This window comes from Akkermansia sp. RCC_12PD, from assembly GCF_036417355.1.
Taxonomy (GTDB): Bacteria; Verrucomicrobiota; Verrucomicrobiia; order Verrucomicrobiales; family Akkermansiaceae; genus Akkermansia.
In genome coordinates, this window is sequence record NZ_CP143889.1 from 1552364 (window position 1) to 1578121 (window position 25758).

A 25758-nucleotide genomic window follows, 5' to 3' on the forward strand; every position below is an offset into this window, starting at 1 on the left:
GAATCTTTCCGTTTTAATAGCAACAAACCTTTCAGAAGAAGTGACGGTTCACGACATTGATTCATCCCAGCTGCCAGTCGACGGATTCCAGGTTTTCTCGAAAGAAGCCTTGGACAATAATGCTTCGCATGGAGGTAGCAGGAAAAACGAAATCCTTTGAACGACCTCTTTCAAATGAACCGGAATCCCGGAAAGCAGAGAGACGGGAAATTTCTTTAGAAAGGCAGTCCATTGCACCTCCTTCATTTTCAGGAATGAAGAAGACGTTATTATCAAAGAGGATGGAATATCCAGATGGCGCCTTTCAAAAGTAGCCTGGAGGGATCGGCTTAGAAGATTTCCTTCAAACGAATGATGGCTGGACAGAACATAAATGTCATAAAAATCCTTCATCCTGGAATTTTGAAGTCCCAGGAAAACCATGGCATGGAATTTTTCAGCAATAGCGCTTTCCCGTGTATATCCCTGCAACATGGGTGGATTCATATCCAGCGCCGTAGGAAAATGAATGGGAATGGGAGCCGGCAGAACAATATCGGAAAAGCCTATGTCAATCTTCATCCGGATTCTCATCCGTTCCAGATACCCGAAAAACAAAATGCGGCGTCCCCGGTAATCCGATTCCTGGGTTATTTCCATGGAAGTCACCGACTCTGGATCAAATGACAGCCCGTCATCCGGCACGGGTACGTCCAGAATCTTTTGAATGCACGCCTCAATGAATGAAGCGCTATTATCCAATGTGCCCAACAAGTCTATATCCATTGTTGCCCTTGCCTGTGGAACATTCCAGACGCGCAGCATAAGCGCTCCTTTGAGGACAAAACTATGTTGAAATTCAGATTGTCCCAGACGGTACAGGAATCTCTCCATCGCATAGTACTGAACGATTTCCTGGAAATTCCGTCCGTTTTTCCGAGACAGGTTGTAAAGCTTGTCTCTTATTGAAGCGGCCTTGTTGGCGGGATGTTCCTTGCTCATACGAGTGTTTCCAGATAAGGCATGATCGTTCGGGTAACTCCGCGAAGAGCGGCATATTCATGAATGAGGGGAAGATTGACGGGATGATTATTCGCGTACATTTTGAGGGCTTCCAGAAATACATCCATTCCGACCCTGTTCCTGAAACGGAACACGTCCACCAGAGTCTTTTCCATATTGTAGACTTTCAGAGGCACTCCTTGCATGTCATGTGTTTCAATGCCCGCTTCATAAATGGCATCACGAAACCGGAATGTGTGCACGAGTGGATAGGAAGACCTGGGAGCATTCCCCTGGTAAGGAATGGCAATATCAACCGCATGGGGAATTTGTGTCGTCATGTCATGGAATGAAAGCGCCGACACAAGGCAAATAACCGCAGCAGGATATCTCCTGGCAACCATGAGCATTTCCGGCTCGTAAGGCAGGCTTTCATCGTTAAGACAGTAAAAGCCTCGTCCCCATCTTCGGATAATCCCCATCTCCATATATTTCTGCAGCATTCTTGCGGTCATCAGCGCAGGAAGAAGTTCCCCCCTCCGGATAACACCGCCTTTGTTACGGAAAAAATCTTTGATTGGAGCAGGGATAGTCATGAGTCAAAAGTACACACTTGGATGAATGATATGTGTACTTTTAGAACATTTGAAAGAACATGGCAAGTCGAAATTCTGGTCTCACCAGAACCATGCAGGAAGGAGTTGTTGGGCCAGAGATACCGGAAGATATACGGGGGAAGAGGTGAAAGGAAATGGCCTTCCCATGAAATTAAGAAGCATTTGTAATGAATAACTTACATAATGTCACCCCAAAAGCATCCATTTTCAGCTCAGCGAATTCATTGTTAATCACTTATGCTCAATGATTCGAGGCTTCGAATCCCTCCCTGTCCGCCATTAATTTTCCGCCGCAATGTATTCGTAATGAATATATTGCGGTTTTTGTTTGTAGGGCTGTGGGGAAGAAATGGGGAAAATTAGAAGAAAGAAACTGGACTCTTTTTTCTTCAATTGGTATTATAATCTCCACTATCATGGGGGATTCAACCGACTATTATAATCTAGCCATCAAGAACATAGCTGAATATGGTGATACGGATATTTTTCCATATCCAGTTGAAAATGCACTTTTTTTCGATGATCCTGGGAAAATAAAATCCCTCTTGGAGGATATAGACAAAAATTTCAATACATGGCTAAGTAATTACCCAATAGAGGCTATTCAAACTTGTGTTCCAGTTGGATACACAGGTTATCGCTGGGCTACACTAATTGATCCTATATGGAATGCATATTTTCTCGCTCAAGTTTTGAAAATATCCGAAAAATTAGAGGAAAAGAGAATATCTATAGATAAAGATACAGTATATTCATATCGTATTAATTTTGGGAAAGATAGTGGAAAAATTTTCAACAGCGAAATAAATTGGCGCAAATTTTACGAAAAATCTGCATTAATATGCGAAGGATTTAATTATGTAGTAAAATTTGATATATCTGATTTTTATAATAGAATATATCATCATCGGTTAGAAAATGCACTAAAGAGAACAGAAGCTGACGCTGACGTCATAAAAAAAATATTAACTATACTACAAGATATTTCAGGCAATGTTTCTTATGGTTTACCAATAGGCGGCAATGCTTCTAGGATTTTAGCAGAGATCTTATTGAATTCGATGGATCAAATGCTGTTGATAAAAAGAATAAAATTCTGTCGATATGTAGATGATTATATTTTATTTGCTGATTCATATGAAGATGCATATAAAAAATTAAATTTATGTGCTGAATTTTTACTAAAAAATGAAGGATTAGCATTGCAAAAAAACAAGACTCAGATAATGCTGAAATCTGAATTTATTTCACATGTAAGAGCAACTTTAGAAGGAGAAGACCGTGAAAAGAATAAAGAAAAGGTTCATTTCATGAATCTTCATTTACATTATGACCCTTATTCTATAACTGCAGCAGAAGATTACGAGACATTGAAATCTCAATTAAACCAATATGATATAGTATCTTTAATAAAATCTGAAATAAGAAAAAGTAGAATACATCAAGCTTTTGGCAAACAACTGCTTAACGCAGTAAGATATCTAGATAATGAGCAACTTAATTTAGCCTTTATTGTAATAGGTGAAAATCTTGATAAATTGTATCCTATTTATCCTTCGGTTATGATACTAGCTCATAAGAAACTTCTTTTATGTGAGAAATCAACAATCGAAAAATTCATTGGGCAGTTATGTGAATTGGTAGAAAACGATTCTTATATAATACAATCAGATAATAATGCTTCATATACAGCACGAGTGCTTTCTTTAGTTAATTTAGAAATATCAACTCAAGCAATAGCAAAATTATCCGAACGAACTTCAGAATTAATTCGTTTAAATTGCTTATATGCCATGATTAATTTAAAAAATGAATTTTGGCTATCAGATAGAATTAAGAATTTTCTTGCAGTAGGAAAATTTGAGAGAAGAACCCTGATCGCTGCTTCCTATTTCCTCGGTGATGAGGGGCAACATTGGAGACAGCATTCTAGAGAAAAGTTTTCAAAATTTGAAACTGTATTTAAAGATTGGGTTTCTTCTAAGTCTCCATTACAAAATAACTGGAAATTACCATTATGATATCGGAAACTAGTTTTTCTAAAAATTATTCGGCATTTTGGTTAGAATTTACACCGTGGGCTAAAAATTATCTTAATGCTATCAATGCAGGGTTGGCCGAAAATATTTTCCCTCCTATTTCCACTAAAGAAGACCCTTTATATAGATCCATTAATAACGTCATATCTTTTAATTTATTCAAAAATAAAAAAATAAATGGCATAGATGATATAGATATTTCCGTTCGAGAATCTTATGATATTTTATTGAATCTCCCTAGAAATAATTTAGAAAGCTATCAATTAAACGATGATAACTTGAAAATAATTCACGAAATGACAAATAGAATGTTATCCGTGTATAATGAAAACGATATTATTATTCATCCAAAATTTAATGGATGTGGAGTTTTAAGTAATTGTAAAGGAGATATTTATTATAAGGATGTTTTATCTGAAATCAAGGCTGGAGATAGGAATTTTCAAATTCAAGATTTACGTCAATTAATAACATATATTTCTTTAAATTGGACTTCAAATACGTATAAAATTGATAAGATACAACTTTTTAATCCAAGAACAGGAAAATTTTGGGAATCTCATATTAATAATTTTATAGAGTCAATAACAGATCTATCATATGAAGATTTATGTCAAAAAGTATGTAGTTATTTATCAGATTTATCATATGATGTAATCTTGGAATAGCATTAATAATATTTTATTAAAAATAATGCCTGATGATAGAAAAACTATAAAAGCATACATTTTCATGAGCTATGAGAACCTCATAAATGTTTTGCAAAACCAGTCTCTAAAACTCATTCTTCCTCAAGAAACTAATGATGTTTTTGAATGTAATCCTGTTTTTGATCCAATTTGGTTAGAAGAATCGGCTTATAGTGAAGCCAATGAGGTTGGTTTCATTAGTTTTTGCTCCGATTATAAATCTTCCGCAATGTGGGGATTATATGGAGATAGCCATAAGGGCGTCTGTATTGAATTCGAATTTCCATATACTTCAATAGATGATACTCGCCCCGAATTAGAGTATCATTTAGATTTTGATCATGAAGCAGCATTATTAGAACATGAATCTGAGGGAAAGAGTTTGATTTTAAGTGATGTAAAGTATTCAAATCAACGAGTAGCTTTTTTAAATGAAGAAGAACTAAAAAGAGAATTCGAGTTATTATCTGATAAACCCGATGATTATAAAAATTGGTGTAAAGAAAGGCATCAAGAAACTTATGTTGAGAGCTTGCATCGAAAAGACATTGTTTGGCAAGGAGAGAAGGAAAAAAGAATTTTATTTAATCTATGGCGAGATGGCATAATCTCGCGTGGAGAATTATTTTTTGTGAAAGGATTGAATAAATACATTAGACGTATTTTATTAGGTTGGAAATGTTCAAGAAGTACAAATAAAACAGTGCTCATAGTAAACAATACATTGGTTCAAGAAGCCGTATATATTGTCAATGTAGAACGTGTACATGCAAGATTTGATACGTTTGATGTATATACTGATAGCGAGGAACCTTATAATATTAATATTTTTTAATAAAAAGTCTCAACCCATCTTTTTCATTTCTTTTCCATTCATAATCATACCAATCCTCCAATCCATTCACGAAACTCATGAGGATTATCTGCACTGGGATTGTAGCTCCAAAATCTGTTCCAATCAGGATTCTCTTCTTTTGAATCATTGTTCATAGTTGACTGTTCTTGCCCTAAATCTCTCCAAGAACCTTCCCTGCAATCTCCATTGGCATTTCTCTATATCCTAAACAATTTTCATAGAAATCATTTTAGGATTAATTATTTGGAATCATTTTATTAAAAATGCCTTCGTACAAAACTGATTGACCTTGGAAGTCCTGGAATCCGGTCATACGTAATCATGCATTTGGTAATTCCTCCATTTATTATATTCATACATTGAGTGAGATCATTTTTCTTATAACTTATTTATTTCCATATGTTTGTGAATTCCATGGGATTTCCGGGGAAACAATACATGGAATACAGAGGTATACATTTGAAAACTCTCTCTTTATCTTTAATATACATTGTATGAGACCATATTTTTCATAACTTGCTCATTGCAATATATTTGTAAATTTTAAGCCCGTTTTCATTAGCCTTTTTTAATCTGCATAACTCTATTGTACATGATCATTTGGGAAACACATATTTTACAAAATGAGGATTACAGTATACACGGAATCATCTATACGCAGGTTATTTTATTCTGAATATCCCCAGAATTGATTGTACGGATTTTTTTACGACTTCCCTTATCAATTACCTTCCTTTCTGAATAATTTTCGTAGGAATCAATTTAGAATTAATGGCGCTGTATTCCTTTGATTCCAAGTGCTGGATACAGTTTGAGTGGGTACAAGGAAATGTTTAATTAAAAACGGCTTCGTACAAAATCTCCATAGAAGGATTGTGCCATGTTTCCTGCCAGTTGTACGCTGTATTCTTTGTCGGTAGAGGGTAATTATTCTGCATGTCTCCAGGATCATTTGTAAGGATTTCAAAGGAATGATGGGTATTAACCTACGCAAATCTGAAAAATTACCGCAAAAAATATTTTTGCCTTACATTGTGGCAAATGGACTTTGCTCTTTTTCCGATTCATCCATATCCTAATGGAGAAAAAGTTTTCATTTTTTTTACTATAGTATTATGGTATAATTGATAGTTGTGAAGAATAACCAAAATTCCTGAATAACCCTATTCACTTATTCCGGTTATGTCAGTTTGGGATTTTGGGTAGCTTTTATCGGTAATCCATTTTTTCGTTTCAGTCACCATTTCGGGGGTGACGGTGAAATCATAATTGGCATAGTCGCCGATATGGAATTGTCCGGTTTTGAAGAAGCCCCATTTCTCGAAGAAGTCGGTTAGGTCGGTTTTTGTGACGTCGCAGCATGCTTTGATGAATTCGAACTGGTATTTGATGGTATCATTCCCTCCGTAGTTTCCCGCGTTGTTGCGCAGGTATTCCATGACGTCAGGGTAGAAGTCGGGATGCCCGTTTTTGGTAAAGTAAAGATGGAGTTGCCACAGGGGGACCAGCTTGTTGAAGACATCCTTTGATTGCAGGTAGGCGATTTTTCCGTCGATGATTTCTTTGCGCGCTTTGTCGTAGCTGCCTTGGCGCTTCAAGCGGCTTTCGTTGCCTGTTTTGGCGGCGGCTTGCAGAGAGAAAATATTGTTGCTGACCTCCGTCATGCCGCCCCAGGTCATTGGGCGCATTTGCATGACGTGACCTACTTCGTGGGAGAAGCCCCAGCAGGCGTCGCCCTTGAGGACGTTTTCCGGATCGGTTACCATCCGCATGGTGCCGTTGTCTCCCAGGTAGGCGACTCCATCGCCATCGCGGAACATGTAGTAGTTGAAGTTCACACGGGCAAAGACGCGGTTTTTCGGGATTTTGCCGTATTTCTCAAGGCCCATCAGCTGGTATTGGATGCCGATCAGTTTGTCGTAGGCGTTGATCAGTTCTGTCCCGCGGTCCCTGGTGAATTTTTTCAGGAATTCAACGGGGTAAGCAACCTGGATGTATTTTCCCCGGGCGTCCATGATCGGGGAGACGGCCTGGTCAAGCAGGCGTACCCAGTCTTCGTTGGTATCGCCCCGGGTGGTGTCGAAGTAGCCGTTGACTTTGCCCGTCACGAAATGGACTGGGATTTTCGGCGCCGTGTCGGCATCGTTGCTGAAGTAGCTGATGTAGGCGTTGGCGGGCGTTTCCACATCAATGATGTTGATTCCTTCCTTGAGGGGAATCTGTTTTTTTGTGCAGTCCCCAGCCGTTGGGGTCTTTCGTCGGCTGCACTCCTTCGGCCGGCTTGCGCATCAGGTTCGGGAGCAGGAGGCTGATTTCACGCCCATACGTCTTGCCGACCAGTACGACGTGCTGCCCTTTTTCCAGGTAGACACCCGTCATGTTGTCGTATTTGCTGAATCCATCTCCGATTCTGAGATTTTTGCCCGTCTGGCGGGGTGAGGGGAGGGCCTGGTATTCGGCATACAGATAGTCCGGCTTGTAGTTGCCTGCCAGGATTTTGTCCGCGAGTTCCTTCATCGCGTCAGACTGGAAGGCGGAAGTATCCTTGACATCCTGTTTCAGGGCCGTGCAGGAGGTATCCTTGAATAGCTGGAGGTCATTGCCGATACTTTCCGGCGTATTGGCGGCAAATACCGTTGCGAGCGACAGCAGGGGAAGGGAGAGTAATGAAATGATCCGGTTCATAACAACGTGGGGAGTGAATGATTTTACGATGTTAGAAGTTACACTCTCCGTTTTCCTCTTCTTTCACCATTCCTCTTTTTACCGGCAAACGGAAATCCACCCGGCTTCAACACAAGGCCCGGGCTGTTTGATGAAGGGGAGCTCTTCAGTATGGTACTGTCAATCTTCTTTGCTTGTGATTTTGAAGGCTTCCATTGTTTTAATCCCTGGCCTCCCCCTGCTGCGGTTGCCGTGACAGGAGCATTCGCTGCTGTCATGCTTGAGCCATTTGCCTCGGGTGAAGCATTTTTCCCAGGTTCAGAACATGTTAGCGGGGCTTCCCGGTTCATGGCGTTCCATGGCGCTGGTTTCTCCTTGGGGACATTAAAGTTGTAACATGGTACACCTTTCCTTCTTCTTGAGAGTCTTATTCTTGAACGGAGAGGCTTCGATACTGTTTTAACAGGAGAGTAGCCTTCAACCGTTTTTCCAATTCCAGCTTCTGATGAAAGGGTCCTTCATTTTCCAAATCAGGTTATTGTTTTTGCGGGCTAACAAGCTGCTTTGGGTCAAGGCTACCTATTTTGCGCTACTGGCTATTATTACAGCCATTGCATCGATTTACCTGGGTGAGTTCGTGCCGTTTGATATTTTCCAGAAGATCGGGCCCGATACGGTTGATACGATTTTAAATATCCTGGCTTCAAGCATGCTGGCGGTTACGACTTTTTCCTTAACCACGGTTGTTTCCGCCTATGCAGCGGCTACGTCAAGCGTGACGCCCCGGGCCACCAAGCTGTTGATGGAAGATTCCACGGCCCAGAATGCACTTTCCACGTTCATCGGGTCCTTCATTTTCAGCCTGATTGCGATCATCTTTCTGAATTCCGGCATGTACGACCAGAAGGGAAGAGTCGTGTTGTTCGTTGTCACCCTGGGGGTGATTGCCATTATTCTGGTTACGCTCATCCGGTGGATTGAGCATTTATCCCGGCTTGGCCGGGTGGGCGAGACTTCAGAGCTTGTGGAAGGGGTGACACGGAAAGCGTTGCTGGCACGCGCCAAGGAACCCTATCTGGGGGCTAATCCCCTGGTTGACCGGGAGCTTGATATTCCGGAAAATGCCGTTCCCGTCAGGAGCGATCAGACAGGCAATATCCAATATATTGACATGGAGAAGCTGGACCACCTTTCCAGAGATAAGGATCTTAATATTTACGTTGTTGCGCTACCGGGGGATTTTGTTTCCGTTACCTCGATTCTGGTTTATGCTGACAAACCTGTGTCAAATGAAACCCGGCGTGAACTGCTTGGAGCTTTTGTGATTGGCCATGAGCGCAATTTTGAACAGGATCCCAGATTCGGATTGTGCGTGCTTGCTGAAATTGCCGCCCGGGCCTTGTCCGCGGCCGTCAATGATTACGGCACAGGCATTGATATTATCAACCGGGGCGTGCGCCTCCTTACGAATTACGCCCAGGCGGAACGCCATGCCGAGGTGAAGTATGAGAGAGTCTGGGTGCCTCCTTTAACTGTCTCCAATCTGTTTTCGGATATTTTTGCCCCTATCCTTCGGGATGAAGGAGGCATTACGGTTATTGACATCAAGCTGTTGAAGGCTTTTGCCGAGCTGTATAACCTGGATAACGGGCAATTCAAGGAAGAAGCCCGGAAATACTCCCGCCAGTGCTATGAACATGCGCTTAGAACCGTAGTGCTCGACGAAGACAGGGAGACGCTGAAAAAGCTGGTTATTGATTAGACCGTTGGTTTCTCCGTGAGAAAGGGAAATCCGGCCAAAACCGAGCGGGCTGAATTTTGAAGACAGCGTGAAGTTTCCCAAATGCCTGGGGTCGTAACAAAGGATTTATTTCCGGGCAGACTTCGTTGGTAAAAATCGGCCCGGAAAACGGAAAGGCTCCCGACATTTTTATTTCATCAATGGGGGTAGGCCGCAGCTGTTTCGTGTTGTTATAGCTGATGGTTAATGTTTTAGAATACCGTCTTTTCAGAGGGGATCAAGTTTCATCGTTTCCTGATGATTTCTTCCCCACATGGAAATTTTAATGAGGACCCGGCCGTACATGCTCATGATCGCGTGATCTTATGATGAAGATGAATATATGTGTCCGTTCCGGGGTGCTTTTCTGTCTGCTGATGGCGGGTGTCCCTTGCAGTTTTGCTCAGAAGCTCGTTTTAACGGACTGGAATTACCTGCCGTCCTATGGGCAGTCGCTTTCCGTAGGGTGGACGGCCAAGCCGGTCGTGACCACGGAGCAGAAGAACGGCAATTTAATGTTCAAGGGCGGCGTGCGGCCTTTTGAGGGCGGCAATGACCGGAGCGCCGCCGTTCCTCTGGTGGAGAGAGTTTCTCCGGACGGCGCCAGGGGGGAGACGCCCGTTTCCGGAGCATCCGGTAATTTCATGCGCCTGCTGAAGAAGCGCGATGCCGGAAAGGCCGCCAGGGTCCGGTTCCTGTGCTCTGCCGACGGCGTGGGAGGCGTCAGCATTGGTGTTCTTTCCAAAGGCAATGCTCCCTATCAGCGCATTCTGGATGATTTGACAGCGGGCCGCGAACTGGCGGACAAGGCCGGCAAGTCATTTTCCATGCCTTGTTTCCTGTGGACGCAGGGGGAAACCGACCAGCAGGACAAAAAAACAAGGGAATGGTACAAGGAGAAGATGCGCGCGCTGATTCAGGATATTGACGCGGACGCCAAGGCCGTCACCGGGCAGAAGAATGACGTGCTGTGCTTCGGGTACCAGGTTTCTTCCCACCTCAATTATTTTGCCCAGAATCCCACGGATTACCCTGTCATTGCCGTGGCCCAGCTGGATCTGGCCCTGGAGAAGGACAGCCGGTACATCATGGCCACGCCCATGTATCATTTCACCTATAGCGACGGGGTGCATTTGACGGCTCCCATGTCCCGGCTTTACGGGGAGTACGCCGGATACGTCATGTATAAGGTGATGGTGGAAGGCGTGAAATGGAAGCCCATCCATCCCGTCGCCCATGCAATCGGCAGGAAAGGGCAGGATTGGACAGTAGACGTAAAGTTTTTCACGCCTGTGCCTCCTCTGGTGCTGGATACCAGGACGATTCTTGATCCGGGCAATTACGGTTTTTCCCTGGTGAATGGCCGGGAAGAGCCTCTGGAGATCAAGTCCGTCAGCTTGAACGGTAAAAATGTTGTCCGCATTGTAACATCATCAGACCCTTCCGGCAGCCGCCTCCGGTACGGAATGAACTTGAAGGAGAAACTTCCCTCCGGTCCGCGTACCGGCGCCCGCGGATGCCTTCGGGATTCCCAGGGGGAGAAGGTTAAGACCCGTATTCAGGACGTCGTGTACCGCATGGATAACTGGTGCCCGTTTTTCGATTACCCCCTGGAATCCCGGGGCAGGATGAACAAGACGGATTCCAGGTAGATTTCCATAAGGCGGCCGGAGCCGCTTTTGTTCCTTTCTTCCTGCATGGTTTATCCATTCCTTCTGAAAGACATGGAGTTCCTGTTCTGGTTTTAGTAGCCTATACCCCAAATTGGAGTCGGTTCAAATGAGAGAATTCTAAGGCCTGGTTAGCGTTTGTAGATTGTTTGTCCAGCGTATAGTTTAGAAAATAAGAAGGATCGAGAATTTTTCCTATTGCTGTTGCAACTTGTCTCATTCTAAGCTGGCCGGACTTTTCTACGAACGAGACAGCCAATGAAAGCAAGCAAGCCAAGCATGGAGGTCGAAGGCTCCGGAATAGCATCACGCACCATGCCGTTGAGCCGTATGTTGCTAATCGCCAAACTTTCCTCAACATCTTCGGTCGTGTTGGCAAAAGCAATTCTGAATGTGACTTCGTTTATGTTGCTATAGGTTTGACTCCAGGAAGTTAAGTCGAAAGATACACTTTGATCAAAAGTTTTGAATCCTGCATCTGTTCCAACATTAATGACGCCTCGCTGGCTTGTCAGGCCAAGAGGTATCCAATCCTCTCCGCCTATGTTGGCGAAAATTTCAAATCCGAACCGTGAAGTTACTGTTGTCGGTTCCAGGACAGCCGCTCCCCAATCAAATGTAATGTTATATAAATCAAGGGATTTTCCTTCTTCTGCCTTGGTTGAAAATTGAATATATGATTTGTCATAGTGGGGGGTGTCGCTCGGCGTTGTATGATCATTGAACAGGGCCCAATAGTTGCCATTGCCACCCGATACGGTTGGGAAGTTGATCTTATCCTGATTTCTGCTGTAGGTGAATGAAGTGATGGCCCCCTCATAAGTAGTCATCTGGCTGCCTCCCGAAGAGTCAATGCCGGGTACTGTGGCAGCGTGGTTATAAGGGCTTTCCTGCCCGTCAAGGAAATGGGACAGCAACTCGGCTTGAACCGAGCTGCAAGCTGCAAATGCCACCAGAATGAGGAAAAAGTTTTTCATTGAAAATATTTTTTACTGTTTATGTTAAAGTAAGTTCTGGTGAAAATGTTCGATATCATCTGTATGTAATTTAAATGAAGGGGTTTATTTTATTCTGCACAACACTTTTCCCTATGTTGGCACAAAGCGAATAACATATTAAGTTTCTGTAGCTCAATAGACGCCCCAATTTTTGGAATAGACATTAACGCGCTTTTTTCCGCTTGTTCAGGATTGTCATACGTTCTTCCGGAATTGCCGTGTGGCCTCGTCGATATCCGATTTTGTAACTTGGCTGATATTCCATGATTGATCATCTTTTCCGCTGAAGCTGGCCCCGTTAGGCAGGCAGAATCGGCCGAGTGCGTCCAGTTGCCATATTCTCCAATGACTTTGATAAAGATCAGCATTTTACCCCCTCTGTTCCATGAAGCTTCAAATGCCAGTTTCATCTGGGAAAGCATCCATTATGTCCATTTAAATTAATTCCATTGCCGACTTTGAAAAATACCCCATATTTGTAGTAAGGTGATACGGGAAAGTTGCCGCCCCCATGACAATAAAGAAGCAGACAGCATGCAGAGCCTGTTGTTTTACAGAGGTTTCAGAAGGAGCCGCAGTCTCTTCTTGTCCGTCCGCACATTCTTCATTCTTGAGCAGACATTCGGCACGGTTTGCAGAGAAGCGTCTTATTTTTCCTTCCGGGGAAGGTTTCCTTGCCCGGACGGAATGCGGAAGAAGGAAGGTTTTTCATTAGAAGAGCGGCGTTTTCCCGAGATGAAGAAATTATCCGGTTTGGAATAAGAACTGGAGACAGGGACCATCTGTACCTTGCGGACAGGCACAAGATATTTTATTCCTTCCCGTTTGATTTCCAATGGAAATGGATGAAACCATATGGCAGGCTTCATCCCTTGGCGGCAAATAAACAACCGTTTTTACCCAGTCTGCATTCCCGTTGGAACGGTTTCCTCGGAAAGAAAACTTATGCCAGTTACGGCATCTATTTCGGGAACGGCGTTTTAGGCCTGCATTTTTGCAATGCGTTCAATCAGTTCCATGCACATACGGCCGTTGTGGTAGGGGCCTTTCCAGGCGTTTACTCTGAATTCGTTGTCTCCGTCCTGGGGATCCAGGTCTCCTCTGGAGAGCCATTCCCGGAATTTGCCGTCGCTATGGTCGGAGACATAGTTCCTGATGTAGTCGACTACGTTCATTGTCAGCGCCAGATATTTGGGATCACCCGTCAACTGGAAGGCATTGAAGAAGCCGATGACCGCTTCACTCTGCACCCACCAGGACATCTGACGGTCTACGAGTCCGTGCTCGTTGGCTTCTGCATACAGGCCTCCTGTGTCCGGGTTGATGCCGTCCGCGCATGCATCGGCAATCCGCACGGAAATCGGCTTGCATTTTTCCACCAGTTCCTTGCCTCCGTAAGCTTCGGCGGCTTCCGTCAGCAGCCAGGCGCCTTCAATGTCGTGGCCGAAGGAAAACAGGGTATCCGTTGATTTCCAGTCATCAGTCATGTAGGGCTTGTAGTGGAAGTATTCCTGGTCCAGCAGCTTGTTGGTCATAATGTCAATCAGTTCGCCCACGGTTTTCCTCAGCTTGGGATCATCATCCACGAGCATCAGAGTCGTATAACTTTCAATCATGTGCAGATGGGTGTTGAGCGCCTTGGATCCCAGGGAAGGGTCCGGAATATTGAAGCTGTCATCCCGCCTTTTCCAATCCCGGGTAAAGGTTTCAAAGTATCCCCCGTGTTTGGGATCCAGGGCATGTTTTTCCAACGCTTCATACATGTCCCGGGCCAGCTTCAGGCCGTCTTTGCTGCCGCTCGCTCTTGCCAATTCCGCTCCTCCATAGATGATGAAGGCAATACCGTAGGGGTATTTTGACTCATCCGCGGGGTTGCCCTGGGCGTCTACTACCCAGTAGGCTCCTCCGTATTCCTTGTCTACAAAGTGTTCCTTGATGTAATCCTTTGCATGGTTGGCCATTTCCAGATAGCGGGGATCCTTCAGAATGCGGTAGGCGCTTGCAAACGTCCACATGAGTCTGGCGTTGAGCACAATGGAGCGGTCGGCGTCCTTGACCGGTTCAAGCGTCCTCAGAACGGCTCCGTAAAAACCGCCTTTGGGGGCGTAGTCATAATTGATATAAAAATCCAGAATGTCTTTCAGTTCCTGCCTGGACCATTCATCCAAAGATTGCAATGTTTCCTTAGTTTCCATCGTTGTGTCTTTCGTTACATTTCATGGGCATCCCGTTTATTGATGCCCCCTGTTTCCCGGCTGCAAGTGCATTGCCAACGGAGGATCTCCATCCGGGTGGGGAAGGACGCAGGCTGTTGCACGCATCAACGTTTTTCGTTTCTCCTGAAAGGGTTACCGCCGGGACTGGGAACATGGCATGTCTGCATGTTCGTATTGGTTTTGACAGGTTCCATATTTTCATGTTGAGAATATGACCTCTGGACAAAAGGTTCCGTAGGGGAGGAATTCCTTGTCTCAGGATTTCTTTTAACGGATGTTTAAGGCGTACATGGCCGGAACGGCATACGGACGGATTTTTCATTGTCCCGGAGAAGGATTGTTTTTCTTTCATGTTTGACTATCAGAAGATTTTGTTAATATTTCACGGTGCGTGCATTGTGGCCGCCTCTGTTTTTCCACGGTCTGAACATCCTGGCGGCAAATTCTCGCAGGAAGGTGGTAAAAAAGTGTGCGTGATTATCGAGTCATGAATTCCTTCAAGAACCTGTTTTGTTCTCTTTCATTCTTTTTCCCGAGCGCGAGTCAGGTCCGGGAGGAAGTTTCGGAAAGACGGACTGATGGTATGCGTTATTCCAGGGCTTCCTCTGGTCTTCACGCCTATTCATGACATGGCCGTTGTCTGGAAGAAGAAAATGGAATAGGGTGGAAAAGATGATGAATTCCGTATTCAAGTGTTTGATGAGTGCCGTATGCGCCGTGGCATTGCCGGCATTCGGGCAGGATGAGAAGGCCGATTTTCCCACGGACAAGGCCGTGACCGTATTCAGCGCGGGGGAAGGGAATCCTTATGAGTCCATCCGCATTCCCGCGTTGCTCAATATCGGCAGGGGGCAGCTTCTGGCGTTTGCCGAAGGCCGGTATAAGAATACCGACCAGGGGGAGAACGATATTATCATGAGCGTCAGCAAGAATGGCGGCAAGACCTGGTCACGTCCCCGGGCGATCGCCAAGTCTCATGGGGCCACCTTTAATAATCCATGCCCGGTTTATGACGTCAAGACCAAGACCGTGACTGTCGTATTCCAGCGTTATCCCGCCGGGGTCAAGGAGCGGCAGCCTAATATCCCCCAGGGTTGGGACGACGAGAAGTGCATCCGCAATTTCATGATCCAGAGCAGGAACGGCGGTTCTTCCTGGAGCAAGCCCGTGGATATTACTAGGACGACCAAGCGGCCCACAGGGGTGGATATCATGGCTTCCGGCCCGAATGCGGGAGCCCAGTTGAGGAGCGGTCCCCACAAGGGGCGCCTGGTGATTCCGATGAATGAAGGGCCGTTCGGCAAGTGGGTGATTTCCTGTATTTACAGCGACGACGGCGGCAAAAGCTGGAAGCAGGGCCAGCCAACCGCCAATATGAAGGGCCTGGTGAATGAAACATCCATCGCGGAAACGGATAACGGAGGCGTGGTCATGGTCGCCCGCCACTGGGGCGGAGGCAATTGCCGCCGCATCGTGTGGTCGCAGGACGGCGGCGAGACATGGGGTGAAGTGGAAGATGCTCCGGAATTGTTTTGCGACAGCACGCAGAATTCCCTGCTGACTTATTCTCTGACGGACCAGCCTGCCTTTGGCGGCAGGAGCCGCATCCTCTTTTCCGGACCCAGCGCCGGACGGCGCATCAAGGGGCAGGTGGCGATGAGCTATGACAACGGCAAGACCTGGCCGGTGAAAAAACTGTTGGGAGAAGGCGGTTTTGCCTATTCCAGCCTTGCCATGGTGGAGCCCGGCGTAGTAGGTGTGCTTTATGAGGAGAACCAGCCACATATCAAGAAGCTGAAGTTTGTTCCCATCACGATTGACTGGCTGACGGACGGGAAGGACACGGGACTGCCGGAAGGAAGGAAAGCTCCGGTTCTTAAATAAGTTCGTGAACGGTAAATATTCGTTTTCCAACGGGACTGGATTTCCAGTCCCGTTTTTTATGAAGAAAGGGTTGAGGGGGGAAGAGACAATGAAAGGAATGTTCATGTGGCATGGTGGGAACCCGGCTGGCAGGGAATGGAGCCTCCGGCTTTCATGACTGAATTTGTGCCGAAGCGCAGCGAAGGGATTTTGTTTTTTACTTCCGGTCGCCGCAGGTCCATTTTCTTGATGATTTAATTGTTCATGAAAGAAGGGCCTGGCCTCTTTCCTCTGGAACGGGCCTTGTCATTGTTACTTGCTTTTAAAAGATTCATGGGGAGGATTTTAGTGTACAAACATGGTTATATCTGTTAGATGGCAGGATATTCAACTACTATACCTTATGAGAACTTGGTGCAAAAACATATGTTTTTGCACCATCTGGTAGTGATGGACCGGGAACATGAATTGGATCTTCATGCCGCGCTGGCGATCGGATATGCGGCCACACGGCCCTATACCTGGCCGGCCCTTTCTCCCGCACAGCTTAAATTAGGGTTCAGCATAAAAAGCCGTGACGGACAGCAGAGATTTCTTCTGAAATGGTATCGGGATACGTACACGGGGCCTACCCTGCGTCTGGTGGATGACCTCGTGGACCGGGTAGCCCGGAAGCAGGCAGCGGAAAAACCGAAGAAGACGCTGGAAACGATCAAAAATATTTTTTGAGTTTTTGTCGATTTCTCTATCTCGTTTGCGTAATATATTTATTATTAATATAATGTAAGTGTGAGAAATAGATCTATTTCTCACACTTACAGAATGAATTTAGTAAATATGGTGATGGGGCCAAACGAATGAGAATGAATCTGTTAAAATCACGCGAAATAATAATAATAATATTATAAAAATATATCTAATTACTTTACTGGATATATTCATATTAATTTGAAATGCTATATATATAGGACGTTTTCTACGTTGATTTCCTTTCATAATATGATGGCTATACTCTATGGGTTGATGCGCTCTTTGGGAGAACAACTTCCTATCTTCAGAGTTGATATATATAGAAAGGTATAGCATATGTTTGCGACATTATGCTTCCTAAGTCTCCCTGAAGTTCGGAAGTAGTAATCTTAAAAGCTAGAAAGGAGGGGTTCTTTCTAGCTTTTTTTGGTATGAGTTGAACGATGAGCAGACACTACCCGGATTCTTCGGAGAGTTCAAGGAATTTCTTAAAGGCTTTTATAAGAAGGTAAATTAACTTGGGCGCTTGTTGACTTGGGCGCTTGTTGACTTGGGCGCTTGTTGGAGTATAAATGTGTTGTTCGCATGAATTGTTATGCGTGGATTGAAAATTATATAAGCCTTTAATTTTAAGAATTATATAAATATAGTGCAGGTTCAAAAAGCCTGCACTATATTTGTTAGAATGTGAAAGGATTCTTTTATCACTACATTCCACTCCGCATAGTTGCTTTTTCCCGATGACAGGGTACGCATGCATTGCCGGCTTGATTCCGGGGCGGCTGCAGGTACTCTCCAAGGCATCCGTTGCCCTTGGAGCTTTTCCCATTCGGGAAGGCCGGCGAACGGAAGATGATTCCCCGTTTCAATATATGTCCTGGATTTATCTGGTGTTGGCCGGTCTCTGTGAGATCGGATGGCCTTTGGGCTTCAAGCTTTCACAGGCGCCCGGCACGGGTTCCGGCAGGTTTGCCGCCTGCATTGCGTTCTCCGTGTTCAGCATGGCTCTGAGCGGCTTCCTGCTGTGGCTGGCGCAACGGAACATTCCCATAGGTACGGCTTATGCCGTATGGACGGGCATCGGCGCTCTGGGCACGTTCATGGTGGGCATCCTGTGGTTCGGGGATTCCTCCAATGTCTGGCGCATGCTGGCGGCTACCTTCCTGCTGATCGGCATCATCGGGTTGAAGCTGGCCCCCGGACATTAATCTGTCTTCGTGGCAATTTGTGCCGGGTCGGGGGAAGGTTAGTGTGCAGCAGCTCTCCGGAGAGGTCAACGGTGGGAAAGGTGTTTTTCCCACACTGTTCCGCAGGCGTCGGAAGGCATGCGCCAGTCTCCGCGCGGGGAAAGGGCAATTGTCCCTACCTTGGGACCGTCCGGCATGCAGCTGCGCTTGAATTGCTGCCGGAAGAAGCGGCGGATGAAGATGCCCAGGCCGCGGCGGATGAATTCCGGCTGGAATTCTCCGCGGAAGGCGTGTTCCGCCAGATACAGGATTTTGTCCGGCTCCGCGCCGTATTTGATGAAGTGGAAGAGGAAGAAATCGTGCAGGTCGTAAGGGCCCAGCACATCTTCCGTCCTCTGTTCAATGGAACCGTCGTCTGACGGAGGCAGAAGTTCCGGGCTGACGGGGGTGTTGTTGATGTCCAGGAGGGTAGCCGCCAGTTCCGGGGATGATTCTCCTGCGATGTGTTCAATGAGGCACCGTATCAGCGTCTTCGGAATGGAGCAATTGACCGCGTACATGGACATGTGGTCCCCATTGTAGGTGCTCCATCCCAAGGCTATTTCCGACAGGTCCCCAGTTCCAACGACCAGCCCCCCGTTTTTGTTGGCCAGGTCCATCAGGATTTGCGTGCGTTCGCGGGCCTGGACATTCTCATAGGTGGTGGTGCGTTCGGCGGGGTCGTGCCCGATGTCGCCGAAGTGCTGGAGACAGCATTCGGAAATGGGAATTTCCCGGAGTTCCGCGCCCAGAAGGCGGCACATGTTTACGGCATTACCGTGGGTTCTGTCCGTGGTGCCGAAGCCCGGCATCGTCACGGCCAGAATGTCGGAGGCAGGACGCTTCAACGCCCGGCAGGCGCGGGCGCAGATGAGCAGGGCCAGCGTGGAGTCCAGGCCGCCGGAGATGCCTATCACCAGTCTTTGGGCATGGGTGTGTTCCATCCTCTTGGCAAGTCCCGCCGTCTGGATGGCGATGATTTCTTCGCACCGTTCCCGGCGGTGGGCCGGGGAGGGCAGGAAGGGCCGCGCCGGGTTGAAGGCGTATTCCAGGCCGGGGGCGGCGGGAATTTCCGCAGGCACGGTCAGATGAAGGGCGTTTCCGGCAGGGGAGAGAGATTTGCTGTCATTGAAGGAGCTTTCGGAGAGGCGCGCCGCCGCCAGCCGTTCAAAGTCCACGTCTGCAAGGATCAGGGAGCTTTCTCTGCCGAACCGTTCGCCTTCCGTCGCCAGCCTGCCGTTGTCCGCAATGAGGGAATGCCCTCCAAACACCACGTCCGTGGTGGATTCATGCACTCCGGCGGAGGCCAGGACATAGGCGCAGAGGCATCTGCCGCTTTGCTGTTTGACCAGTTCGCGACGGTAGGCGGCCTTGCCGGTGAGTTCCGTTCCGGCGGACGGGTTGAAGATGGCCCTGGCCCCCAGAAGAGCCAATTGGGAGCTGGGAGGAATGACGCTCCACAGGTCTTCACATATTTCCACGCCGAAGCTGAAAGGGGAGGAAACATCATGGAAGACGATTTCCGTTCCGAACGGGATGCATGCCCCGTTGACTTGAACTTCCTTCGTTCCCGTTCCCAGCTCCCTGCCGGAGGTGAACTGCCGCTTTTCGTAGAATTCCCGGTAGTTGGGGAGCACCGTTTTGGGAACCAGCGCCAGGACGCAGCCGGACTGGACCACCGCCGCCGTGTTGTACAGGGCGTCTTCATGCAGGAAGGGCAGGCCCACTACGGCAATTGTGCCGGAACCTTCCGTGGCTTCCGCAAAGCGGCGCAGGCCGTCCAGGGCCGCCTCTCTCAGGCGCGGCTGGAAGAAGAGGTCTCCGCAGGAGTAGCCCGTAATGCACAGCTCCGGAAAGACGACGGCCGCCGCCTGCTGTTGCGCAGCTTTCCGGAATCCGGCCATGAGCTGGTCGACGTTGTAGTCCACATCAGCCACGCGGAGCTGGGGAACGGCGGAGGCAAGTCTGTAATATCCGAACATGGGCGGCGCAGTCTGGAAAAATGGAACCCGCAGATGTTCGTTTTCCCGTAATCAGGACGCAATTCGGGAGGGGCGGGTCTGATCCGGATACTAAAAGCTCATGAAAGACTTGTAAAGCCATCAGTGGGGACTGCCTCCCTCCGTTTTGCCGGAAGGATGAGATGGGAAGGGAAACTCTCCCGTATGCCGCCCGAACGCCGGGCATCGGAAGCGGGCTTCATCTTTTTTCCGGAATCCGGCAGCGTGGCGGCTTTTCATGACCCGGGAACAGCATTGAGACTGGAACAACAGGAGAAAAAGAGTAAACCATACCGCAAAGGCTGATGAAAAATACTGACCGATTCACCGGAAAAGCCGGAGCCTATGCCCAGGGAAGGCCCGGTTATCCCTCCGCCGTTGTTGAGCTTCTGACCCAGGAAACCCGCCGGGAAAATCCCCGCATGGCGGATATAGGTTCTGGAACGGGCATTCTTTCCCGCGCCATGCTGGAGCGCGGCTGGACCGTGTATGGGGTGGAGCCCAACGATGACATGCGGAAGGAGGCGGAAAAGACGCTGAACGGCTTTTCTCGTTTTCATTCCGTGGCGGGAACGGCGGAACATACCCGACTTTCCGGTGCTTCGGTGGACCTGGTGACGTCGGCGCAGGCATTCCACTGGTTTGACGCCTTCGCGTTCAAGCGGGAATGCCGCCGTATTCTGACCGGGGAAGGCAGGATAGCCCTGATTTGGAATTCCAGGGTGGAAGACAGCCCTATTGTCCGGGAGGAAGGAAGCATCCATCGTCTTTACTGCCCCCGTTTTTACGGGTTCAGCGGGGGCTTGGCGGAATTGACGGACAGTATCGGAGCGTTTTTCGGCCACCGCTTCCGGGTATTCCGCTTTCCGAATAATTTGTCCTATACGCGCGACCAGTACCTCCGCCGCATGATGTCCGCCTCCTATGCCCTGATGGAGAACGGCGAAGGGCGTTCCTCCTGGCTGGCTGCCCTTGACGGGCTGTTTGACCGGTTTGAGATGGAAGGCCATGTGACGGTTCCGAATGAAACCGTTGTGTATTTAGGGAACTGCTGAGTATGCGCCGTCCACGTGCTGCATCGGGAAAAGGACGTCCCTGCGTTTCCCTGACGGTTGTTTCCTTGGCTCCCGGCCGGCGCAATGTTTTTCCGGCAGAAGTCCGCAATTTAAGAACCCTTCTGTCAGAATATCCCGGAAATATCCGACAATGGAAAGAGAAAGCTTTCGTTCAATTCATGGATTGAACGATGACGGCAGCCAGGATGGCGATGAATGCTAAAATAATAATGATGGCGGTAATATGGCCGGTTTTGTCCACGTCAAGAGTCCACTCCCTTTTAAGACGGGAAAGGTCTTCCCCTGCGGCATAGCGGGAGAAAAGGTCTTGGAGCTGGGAGTAGTCCAGATCTTTGGGCGCTATGTAAAGTTCCCTGTTCTTTCCGTTGACGAATGATATCTCGCAATGATAGCTCTCCGGATCGTTGCAGGCGGCCTGGAGGAACTCGTTTCCGCGGTTGCAGATGATGAAGGCCTCCGTATCGTCTTTGATGCCGGAAAGGGCTTCTTCCTGTGTTGCGCAGGGATCTCCGGAAAGTTCCCATATGATGGAAGGGCGGGATGAAGAAAGGCTCATGGAATGAAAAAGGGTCGTTGAGAACGGTAGAGGATGATTTCTCCTGCCGCCAGTATAAAAGAACTTCCTGCTTCTTTTTGTGGAGAAAACGGCTCCTGGAGGAATGTTCCCGAGGGTACTGAACGCTCTGCCTGGTGCGGCATTCAACGATTGTCTTTCCGCGCGCCATTCCGGTTCTGCATGTTTTCCTCCGGGACGTTCCGTCCGGATTTCTCCGGCCGCGCAGTGATAGCTGCTTTTGCTCCTCTGGAAAATCGTCCCGGATCTGCAGGCATGGCTTCTTCTCTCACATTATTCTTGCTTTATCCCGGTGGGCTTGCCGTGGTATGATAACTCACCGCCATGACGCAGCAGCCTTTTTCTCAAGAACCTTTCCTGGTTTCCGGATTGCATGGGGACCAGATTCTGGGCGCCCGCAGCAATCAGCAGGATTCCTTTTCCATCCTGGCCGGGGAGGATGCCCTGGTGCTGGTCCTGGCGGACGGCATGGGGGGATATACCGGCGGGGAACTGGCCAGCCGCGCGGCCATAGAAGGTTTTTCCCAGGCGTTTGAGCGGGAAAACCGTTCTCCCGGCAAGAGGATGAAGGCCGCGGTGGCCGCCGCCAATGAACAGGTGCGCGTCGTCCGGAGGAAGAGAGGGAAGGATGACGAGATGGGCACGACGCTGGTAGCGGCCTGGATAGGGCCGGAAGGGCTGCGCTGGGTCAGCGTGGGTGATTCCCTTCTGCTGCTTATTCGGGAGGAGAAGATGTTTCTGCTTAATGATCTTCACCAGTATTCCACAGAGCTGGAACGCATGGCGGATGAAGGTTCCATTAGCCGGGAGGAGGCCTTGAGCCACCCTTCCCGTCATTCCCTGACCTCCGCTCTGATGGGGAAGGAGGTGCCTTTGGTGGATCTCCGGGAGGAATTCTTCCCTCTGTTTCCCGGTGACCGTCTTCTGGTCGCCAGTGATGGGGTGGGCCCCTATCTGGATTCCCTGGGCCCGGCGGGAATACGGTATTTGTCCATGCTGTCCGCGGAAGAATTGGTGTGTTCCGTATTGGCCGGAATCAACCGGGACGGAGCGTCCAATCAGGATAACGCCACGCTGATCTGCGCGGAAATAGCGGAAGCGTGATTTTTCCGGAAGGAATGCAATAAGAGAAGCTCCGGGAACGGTTAATGGAGCTGGCCGAATTCTTAATCCGGCGTCAAGGAGCGATTTTTATACCGAGCGCCTTATGCTGTGCGGCCGCTTCTCTATTGGGGGACGTTTCCCTGGGAAAAACCTGCCGGATTGATGTGACTGCCGCCCGGAGCGCCGCAAGCCTTTACGGCCATTGAAAACAATTAATTCCGTCAGGATACGCTGATTTTCAGGAAAGAAAGTACGCTGCCATTCATGCTGGCTTTCGGCTGGTGCACGGGTCTGCGGCGCTTCATGCGGGAGTGGGATTATCTCATGTTCATTCGTAACGGATTAAGAATTCGCTAAGAATTAAATTGCCATGAGAATATTATCCATGATTCTATTAACATCCGGAATGTCTTCCATGGGAATTTCCCATGGCGCTTCCCTTGCGGTTTCTTCTCCTCTTCAGGAAGGATTGGTCATCCATATGGGATTTGATGCGACCGCGACTGAATATGACAGCTACACCGGCTATACCGGGGGCATCAATGCGTGGGGAGGAACGGGGATCGCGTCAGGCGGAGCTTTCGGCAGCACCGGGTACTTGAATTTGGCCGGGGCTTCCGGCGCGCATCCGGGAACATCCGCGGTAAGTGCCACCAATATCAGTGCGAATCATTTTTCCGTTAATTTTCAATTCAAGGACGTTTCCCTGAACAGCAATTACGTTCTTCGCATGACGACGGACACCGGCCGTACGTTTCAGTTTGAAACCATCGGCAATTCCATTCAACTGTTCGTGAGTTCCTCCCAGGGGAATTTTTATGCAGGGAATGTGGGTACATTGACCGGCAATACCTCCAATTGGCAGAATTTTACGATGACGGCTGGGGACGGAACCATTTCCCTGTATCTGGATGGTACAAGGACGGCGACTTACAATTTTGGAGACGCCGATCTTGGAAAGCTCAATTTTTTCCAATTGGGCTGCGGAAACAACGGCGTGAACGCGGGTACGCTGAAAATGGATGATTTCAGCCTATGGAACAGGGATCTGAGTGCGGAAGAGGTGCAATTCCTGGCAGAGCATCCCGCTTCGGACGTCATGGTTCCGGAAGCCTCCACTGCCTCTCTGGGCTTGTTCGGTCTTTTCGGCCTGCTGAGCCGGCGCAGACGGCGTTGAGCCGCCTCATTCTTTCCTGTTTATTTGCTGGCTCCGGGAGGTTTTTCATTTCAGAATCCGGTTCATCATGATGGCGAAACTACTCTACTGGGCTGCGTCCCTCTGCCTTTGTAATCAATTGCATGCGTCTTTATCAACCAATCAGTTGATCTATCTTCTGGATTTTGACGCGGCAGGGACTCCGGAGAAGCTTGTCACCGGTACGGGCAATGTGCCGTTTACGAGAGAAACCCCGGTAAGGATTACCCCTGGCGGTTTCGTGCACCATGAAACGGGCGGCGTGAACAATTCCGGTTATATACGCGCCACGGGCGGAACCGGGAACAGCCTGCAAATTTCCAATGGGAATGGCCTGCCCCTGTCCAGCAGGGATTTTTCCATTTCATTCAACGTCCGCCATTATGCGGGAGGAAGCGCTTTATTCGCCCTTGACGGGGCTACCGTCAACAGCGGCTGGACCATCTGGGGAGCAGGAGGCACCAGCGCCAGCTCCTGGAAAGATGAATCCGGCAATTCCAGTGCCTTCCCTCCGGCAGTTCCCTCCGGGGATGAGTGGCATTCCGTGGTGTATTCCATTCACAATAAGACTATAAATCTCTTTATTGACGGCAGGCACAGGGGAACCTGCACCATTGCCGGGAATTTCCAGTTCGCGCCCCGCATCCATTTGATAGGGTTGGGATGCACAGGCAACAATGCCAATGAGGCCGCTGCGGCCGATTTCGACAATATTGCGTTGTGGGGAAAGGCCATCACGACGGAAGAGGAAGCCAGGGCGGTCATGGAGGCCGTCCGTCCCGATCTCCTGCATCCAGCGGACCCTTCCGCTCCTCCCGTTGACGTGTACCACAGGACATGGAATTTCAATGAGATGGAGGACTGGCAGCATATGAACCAGAATACCCCCCATGATCCTGACCCGAATCCGGAGCCGAAAACCGTTACGGAAAACGGCTTGCTGGCCATTCATGTACGCAAGGGAACACAGGACCGCCGGAAAGTGCTGACAAAGGACAAGATTTATACCACGGGACGTTATAAATGGCGCCTTTACCTGCCCAGACTGGACAAGTGCGGAAGAACGAGCGTAGGCGCCTGGATTTACTGTGACGACCAGCACGAACTGGATTTTGAAATAGGTTCCGGCACGCAGGCGGAGAGAACCAGGCTGGGCGCCGGAGATGACGACCTGGTAGTCGCGATGACTTCCCAGGCCAATCCCTACGTATCCGGAAGACAGCTTGTCAAGACGGGCTGGCATACCGTGGAGATGGATTTGACGCTGGCCAACGGCAATTATGAAGTAAAGTGGCTGATAGACGGTGAAGTCCGTCAGACCCAGCGGGTGACGTTTGGAACAAGTTTCCCGTTCTTCATATATTGCAGCGTGGAAAACCTGGGATTCATGGGGGACCATCTCCCCACCCAGGACAATACCGCCTATTATGACCGTGTGGAGTATTATTACCATCCCTGAT

24 protein-coding genes are annotated in these 25758 nt (G+C 48.3%); 14 read left to right on the forward strand and 10 right to left on the reverse strand.

All coding sequences use genetic code 11. The annotated features are described in order from the left end of the window. Positions 1-48: 48 nt before the first annotated feature. Positions 49-981 (reverse strand): nucleotidyl transferase AbiEii/AbiGii toxin family protein, encoded by a 933-nt coding sequence (locus V3C20_RS06490; protein ID WP_130083323.1) that lies wholly within the window; start codon positions 979-981, stop codon positions 49-51. Continuing rightward, positions 978-1577, reverse strand: a complete 600-nt coding sequence (locus tag V3C20_RS06495) for a type IV toxin-antitoxin system AbiEi family antitoxin domain-containing protein (RefSeq protein WP_102722137.1) — start codon at positions 1575-1577, stop codon at positions 978-980. The genes V3C20_RS06490 and V3C20_RS06495 overlap by 4 nt, the downstream gene beginning before the upstream one ends. A gap of 437 nt (positions 1578-2014) precedes the next feature. Between V3C20_RS06495 and V3C20_RS06500 the strand changes: the two genes are divergently transcribed. From V3C20_RS06500 to V3C20_RS06510, 3 genes are all read left to right on the forward strand, one after another. Then, a complete protein-coding gene (locus tag V3C20_RS06500) occupies positions 2015-3619 on the forward strand; it encodes an RNA-directed DNA polymerase (RefSeq protein ID WP_130083322.1) in 1605 nt (534 codons plus the stop codon). Further along, positions 3616-4305: a hypothetical protein gene (locus tag V3C20_RS06505; protein WP_130083321.1), complete on the forward strand. Its 690-nt coding sequence runs from the start codon at positions 3616-3618 to the stop codon at positions 4303-4305. Before V3C20_RS06500 ends, V3C20_RS06505 begins: the two co-directional genes overlap by 4 nt. Positions 4306-4369: 64 nt before the next feature. Continuing rightward, on the forward strand, positions 4370-5161 hold the full coding sequence (locus tag V3C20_RS06510; RefSeq protein WP_149888691.1) for a DUF2971 domain-containing protein: 792 nt from the start codon (positions 4370-4372) through the stop codon (positions 5159-5161). On the opposite strand, the gene V3C20_RS06515 is transcribed toward V3C20_RS06510, so the two are convergent. From V3C20_RS06515 to V3C20_RS06525, 3 genes are all read right to left on the reverse strand, one after another. Beyond that, positions 5148-5309, reverse strand: coding sequence for a hypothetical protein (locus tag V3C20_RS06515; RefSeq protein ID WP_153816305.1), 162 nt, complete (start codon positions 5307-5309; stop codon positions 5148-5150). The two genes, V3C20_RS06510 and V3C20_RS06515, sit on opposite strands and share 14 nt — an antisense overlap. A 1036-nt stretch (positions 5310-6345) precedes the next feature. After that, on the reverse strand, positions 6346-7368 hold the full coding sequence (locus V3C20_RS06520; protein WP_330935442.1) for a M60 family metallopeptidase: 1023 nt from the start codon (positions 7366-7368) through the stop codon (positions 6346-6348). A gap of 1 nt (position 7369) precedes the next feature. After that, entirely contained in the window at positions 7370-7867 is a 498-nt protein-coding gene (locus tag V3C20_RS06525) for a hypothetical protein (protein WP_330935443.1), read from the reverse strand. A 150-nt stretch (positions 7868-8017) separates the two neighbouring features. Here V3C20_RS06525 and V3C20_RS06530 point away from each other — a divergent pair, with 150 nt between their 5' ends. The 3 genes from V3C20_RS06530 (at position 8018) to V3C20_RS06540 (ending at position 11278) form a co-directional block, all read left to right on the forward strand. After that, positions 8018-8242, forward strand: a complete 225-nt coding sequence (locus V3C20_RS06530) for a hypothetical protein (RefSeq protein WP_130083318.1) — start codon at positions 8018-8020, stop codon at positions 8240-8242. A 142-nt stretch (positions 8243-8384) separates the two neighbouring features. Next, positions 8385-9608, forward strand: coding sequence for a DUF2254 domain-containing protein (locus V3C20_RS06535; protein WP_161981241.1), 1224 nt, complete (start codon positions 8385-8387; stop codon positions 9606-9608). Between the two features lie 353 nt (positions 9609-9961). Then, complete coding sequence (locus V3C20_RS06540) at positions 9962-11278, forward strand: sialate O-acetylesterase (protein ID WP_161981240.1); 1317 nt, start codon at positions 9962-9964, stop codon at positions 11276-11278. A 239-nt stretch (positions 11279-11517) separates the two neighbouring features. Here the strand turns inward: V3C20_RS06540 and V3C20_RS06545 are convergent, their stop codons facing one another. The 3 genes from V3C20_RS06545 to V3C20_RS06555 form a co-directional block, all read right to left on the reverse strand. Further along, on the reverse strand, positions 11518-12273 hold the full coding sequence (locus V3C20_RS06545) for a hypothetical protein (protein ID WP_130083315.1): 756 nt from the start codon (positions 12271-12273) through the stop codon (positions 11518-11520). An 89-nt stretch (positions 12274-12362) separates the two neighbouring features. Then, entirely contained in the window at positions 12363-12704 is a 342-nt protein-coding gene (locus V3C20_RS06550) for a hypothetical protein (protein ID WP_130083314.1), read from the reverse strand. A gap of 570 nt (positions 12705-13274) precedes the next feature. After that, on the reverse strand, positions 13275-14489 hold the full coding sequence (locus V3C20_RS06555) for an AGE family epimerase/isomerase (protein ID WP_130083313.1): 1215 nt from the start codon (positions 14487-14489) through the stop codon (positions 13275-13277). A 693-nt stretch (positions 14490-15182) separates the two neighbouring features. On the opposite strand from V3C20_RS06555, the gene V3C20_RS06560 reads away from it, so the two are divergent. From V3C20_RS06560 to V3C20_RS06570, 3 genes are all read left to right on the forward strand, one after another. Then, positions 15183-16394, forward strand: coding sequence for a sialidase family protein (locus V3C20_RS06560; protein ID WP_161981238.1), 1212 nt, complete (start codon positions 15183-15185; stop codon positions 16392-16394). A 405-nt stretch (positions 16395-16799) separates the two neighbouring features. Next, a complete protein-coding gene (locus V3C20_RS06565) occupies positions 16800-17102 on the forward strand; it encodes a hypothetical protein (protein WP_130083311.1) in 303 nt (100 codons plus the stop codon). Positions 17103-17995: 893 nt separating this feature from the next. After that, entirely contained in the window at positions 17996-18331 is a 336-nt protein-coding gene (locus V3C20_RS06570; RefSeq protein ID WP_102712491.1) for a multidrug efflux SMR transporter, read from the forward strand. A gap of 65 nt (positions 18332-18396) precedes the next feature. On the opposite strand, the gene V3C20_RS06575 is transcribed toward V3C20_RS06570, so the two are convergent. Further along, positions 18397-20331, reverse strand: a complete 1935-nt coding sequence (locus V3C20_RS06575) for an NAD(+) synthase (protein ID WP_130083310.1) — start codon at positions 20329-20331, stop codon at positions 18397-18399. A gap of 323 nt (positions 20332-20654) precedes the next feature. Here V3C20_RS06575 and V3C20_RS06580 point away from each other — a divergent pair, with 323 nt between their 5' ends. Beyond that, entirely contained in the window at positions 20655-21404 is a 750-nt protein-coding gene (locus V3C20_RS06580) for a class I SAM-dependent methyltransferase (RefSeq protein WP_130083309.1), read from the forward strand. Positions 21405-21576: 172 nt separating this feature from the next. Here the strand turns inward: V3C20_RS06580 and V3C20_RS06585 are convergent, their stop codons facing one another. Further along, a complete protein-coding gene (locus V3C20_RS06585) occupies positions 21577-21981 on the reverse strand; it encodes a hypothetical protein (RefSeq protein ID WP_130083308.1) in 405 nt (134 codons plus the stop codon). A gap of 33 nt (positions 21982-22014) precedes the next feature. On the opposite strand from V3C20_RS06585, the gene V3C20_RS06590 reads away from it, so the two are divergent. From V3C20_RS06590 to V3C20_RS06605, 4 genes are all read left to right on the forward strand, one after another. Further along, the gene (locus V3C20_RS06590) at positions 22015-22311 is read left to right on the forward strand and encodes a hypothetical protein (protein WP_130083307.1); all 297 of its coding nucleotides are present in this window, start codon (positions 22015-22017) and stop codon (positions 22309-22311) included. Positions 22312-22323: 12 nt separating this feature from the next. Next, positions 22324-23103 (forward strand): protein phosphatase 2C domain-containing protein, encoded by a 780-nt coding sequence (locus V3C20_RS06595; protein WP_130083306.1) that lies wholly within the window; start codon positions 22324-22326, stop codon positions 23101-23103. Positions 23104-23518: 415 nt separating this feature from the next. Continuing rightward, on the forward strand, positions 23519-24280 hold the full coding sequence (locus tag V3C20_RS06600) for a LamG domain-containing protein (RefSeq protein WP_161981237.1): 762 nt from the start codon (positions 23519-23521) through the stop codon (positions 24278-24280). A 67-nt stretch (positions 24281-24347) separates the two neighbouring features. Next, positions 24348-25757, forward strand: a complete 1410-nt coding sequence (locus tag V3C20_RS06605) for a LamG-like jellyroll fold domain-containing protein (protein WP_130083304.1) — start codon at positions 24348-24350, stop codon at positions 25755-25757. The last annotated feature ends 1 nt before the right edge of the window (position 25758 follow it).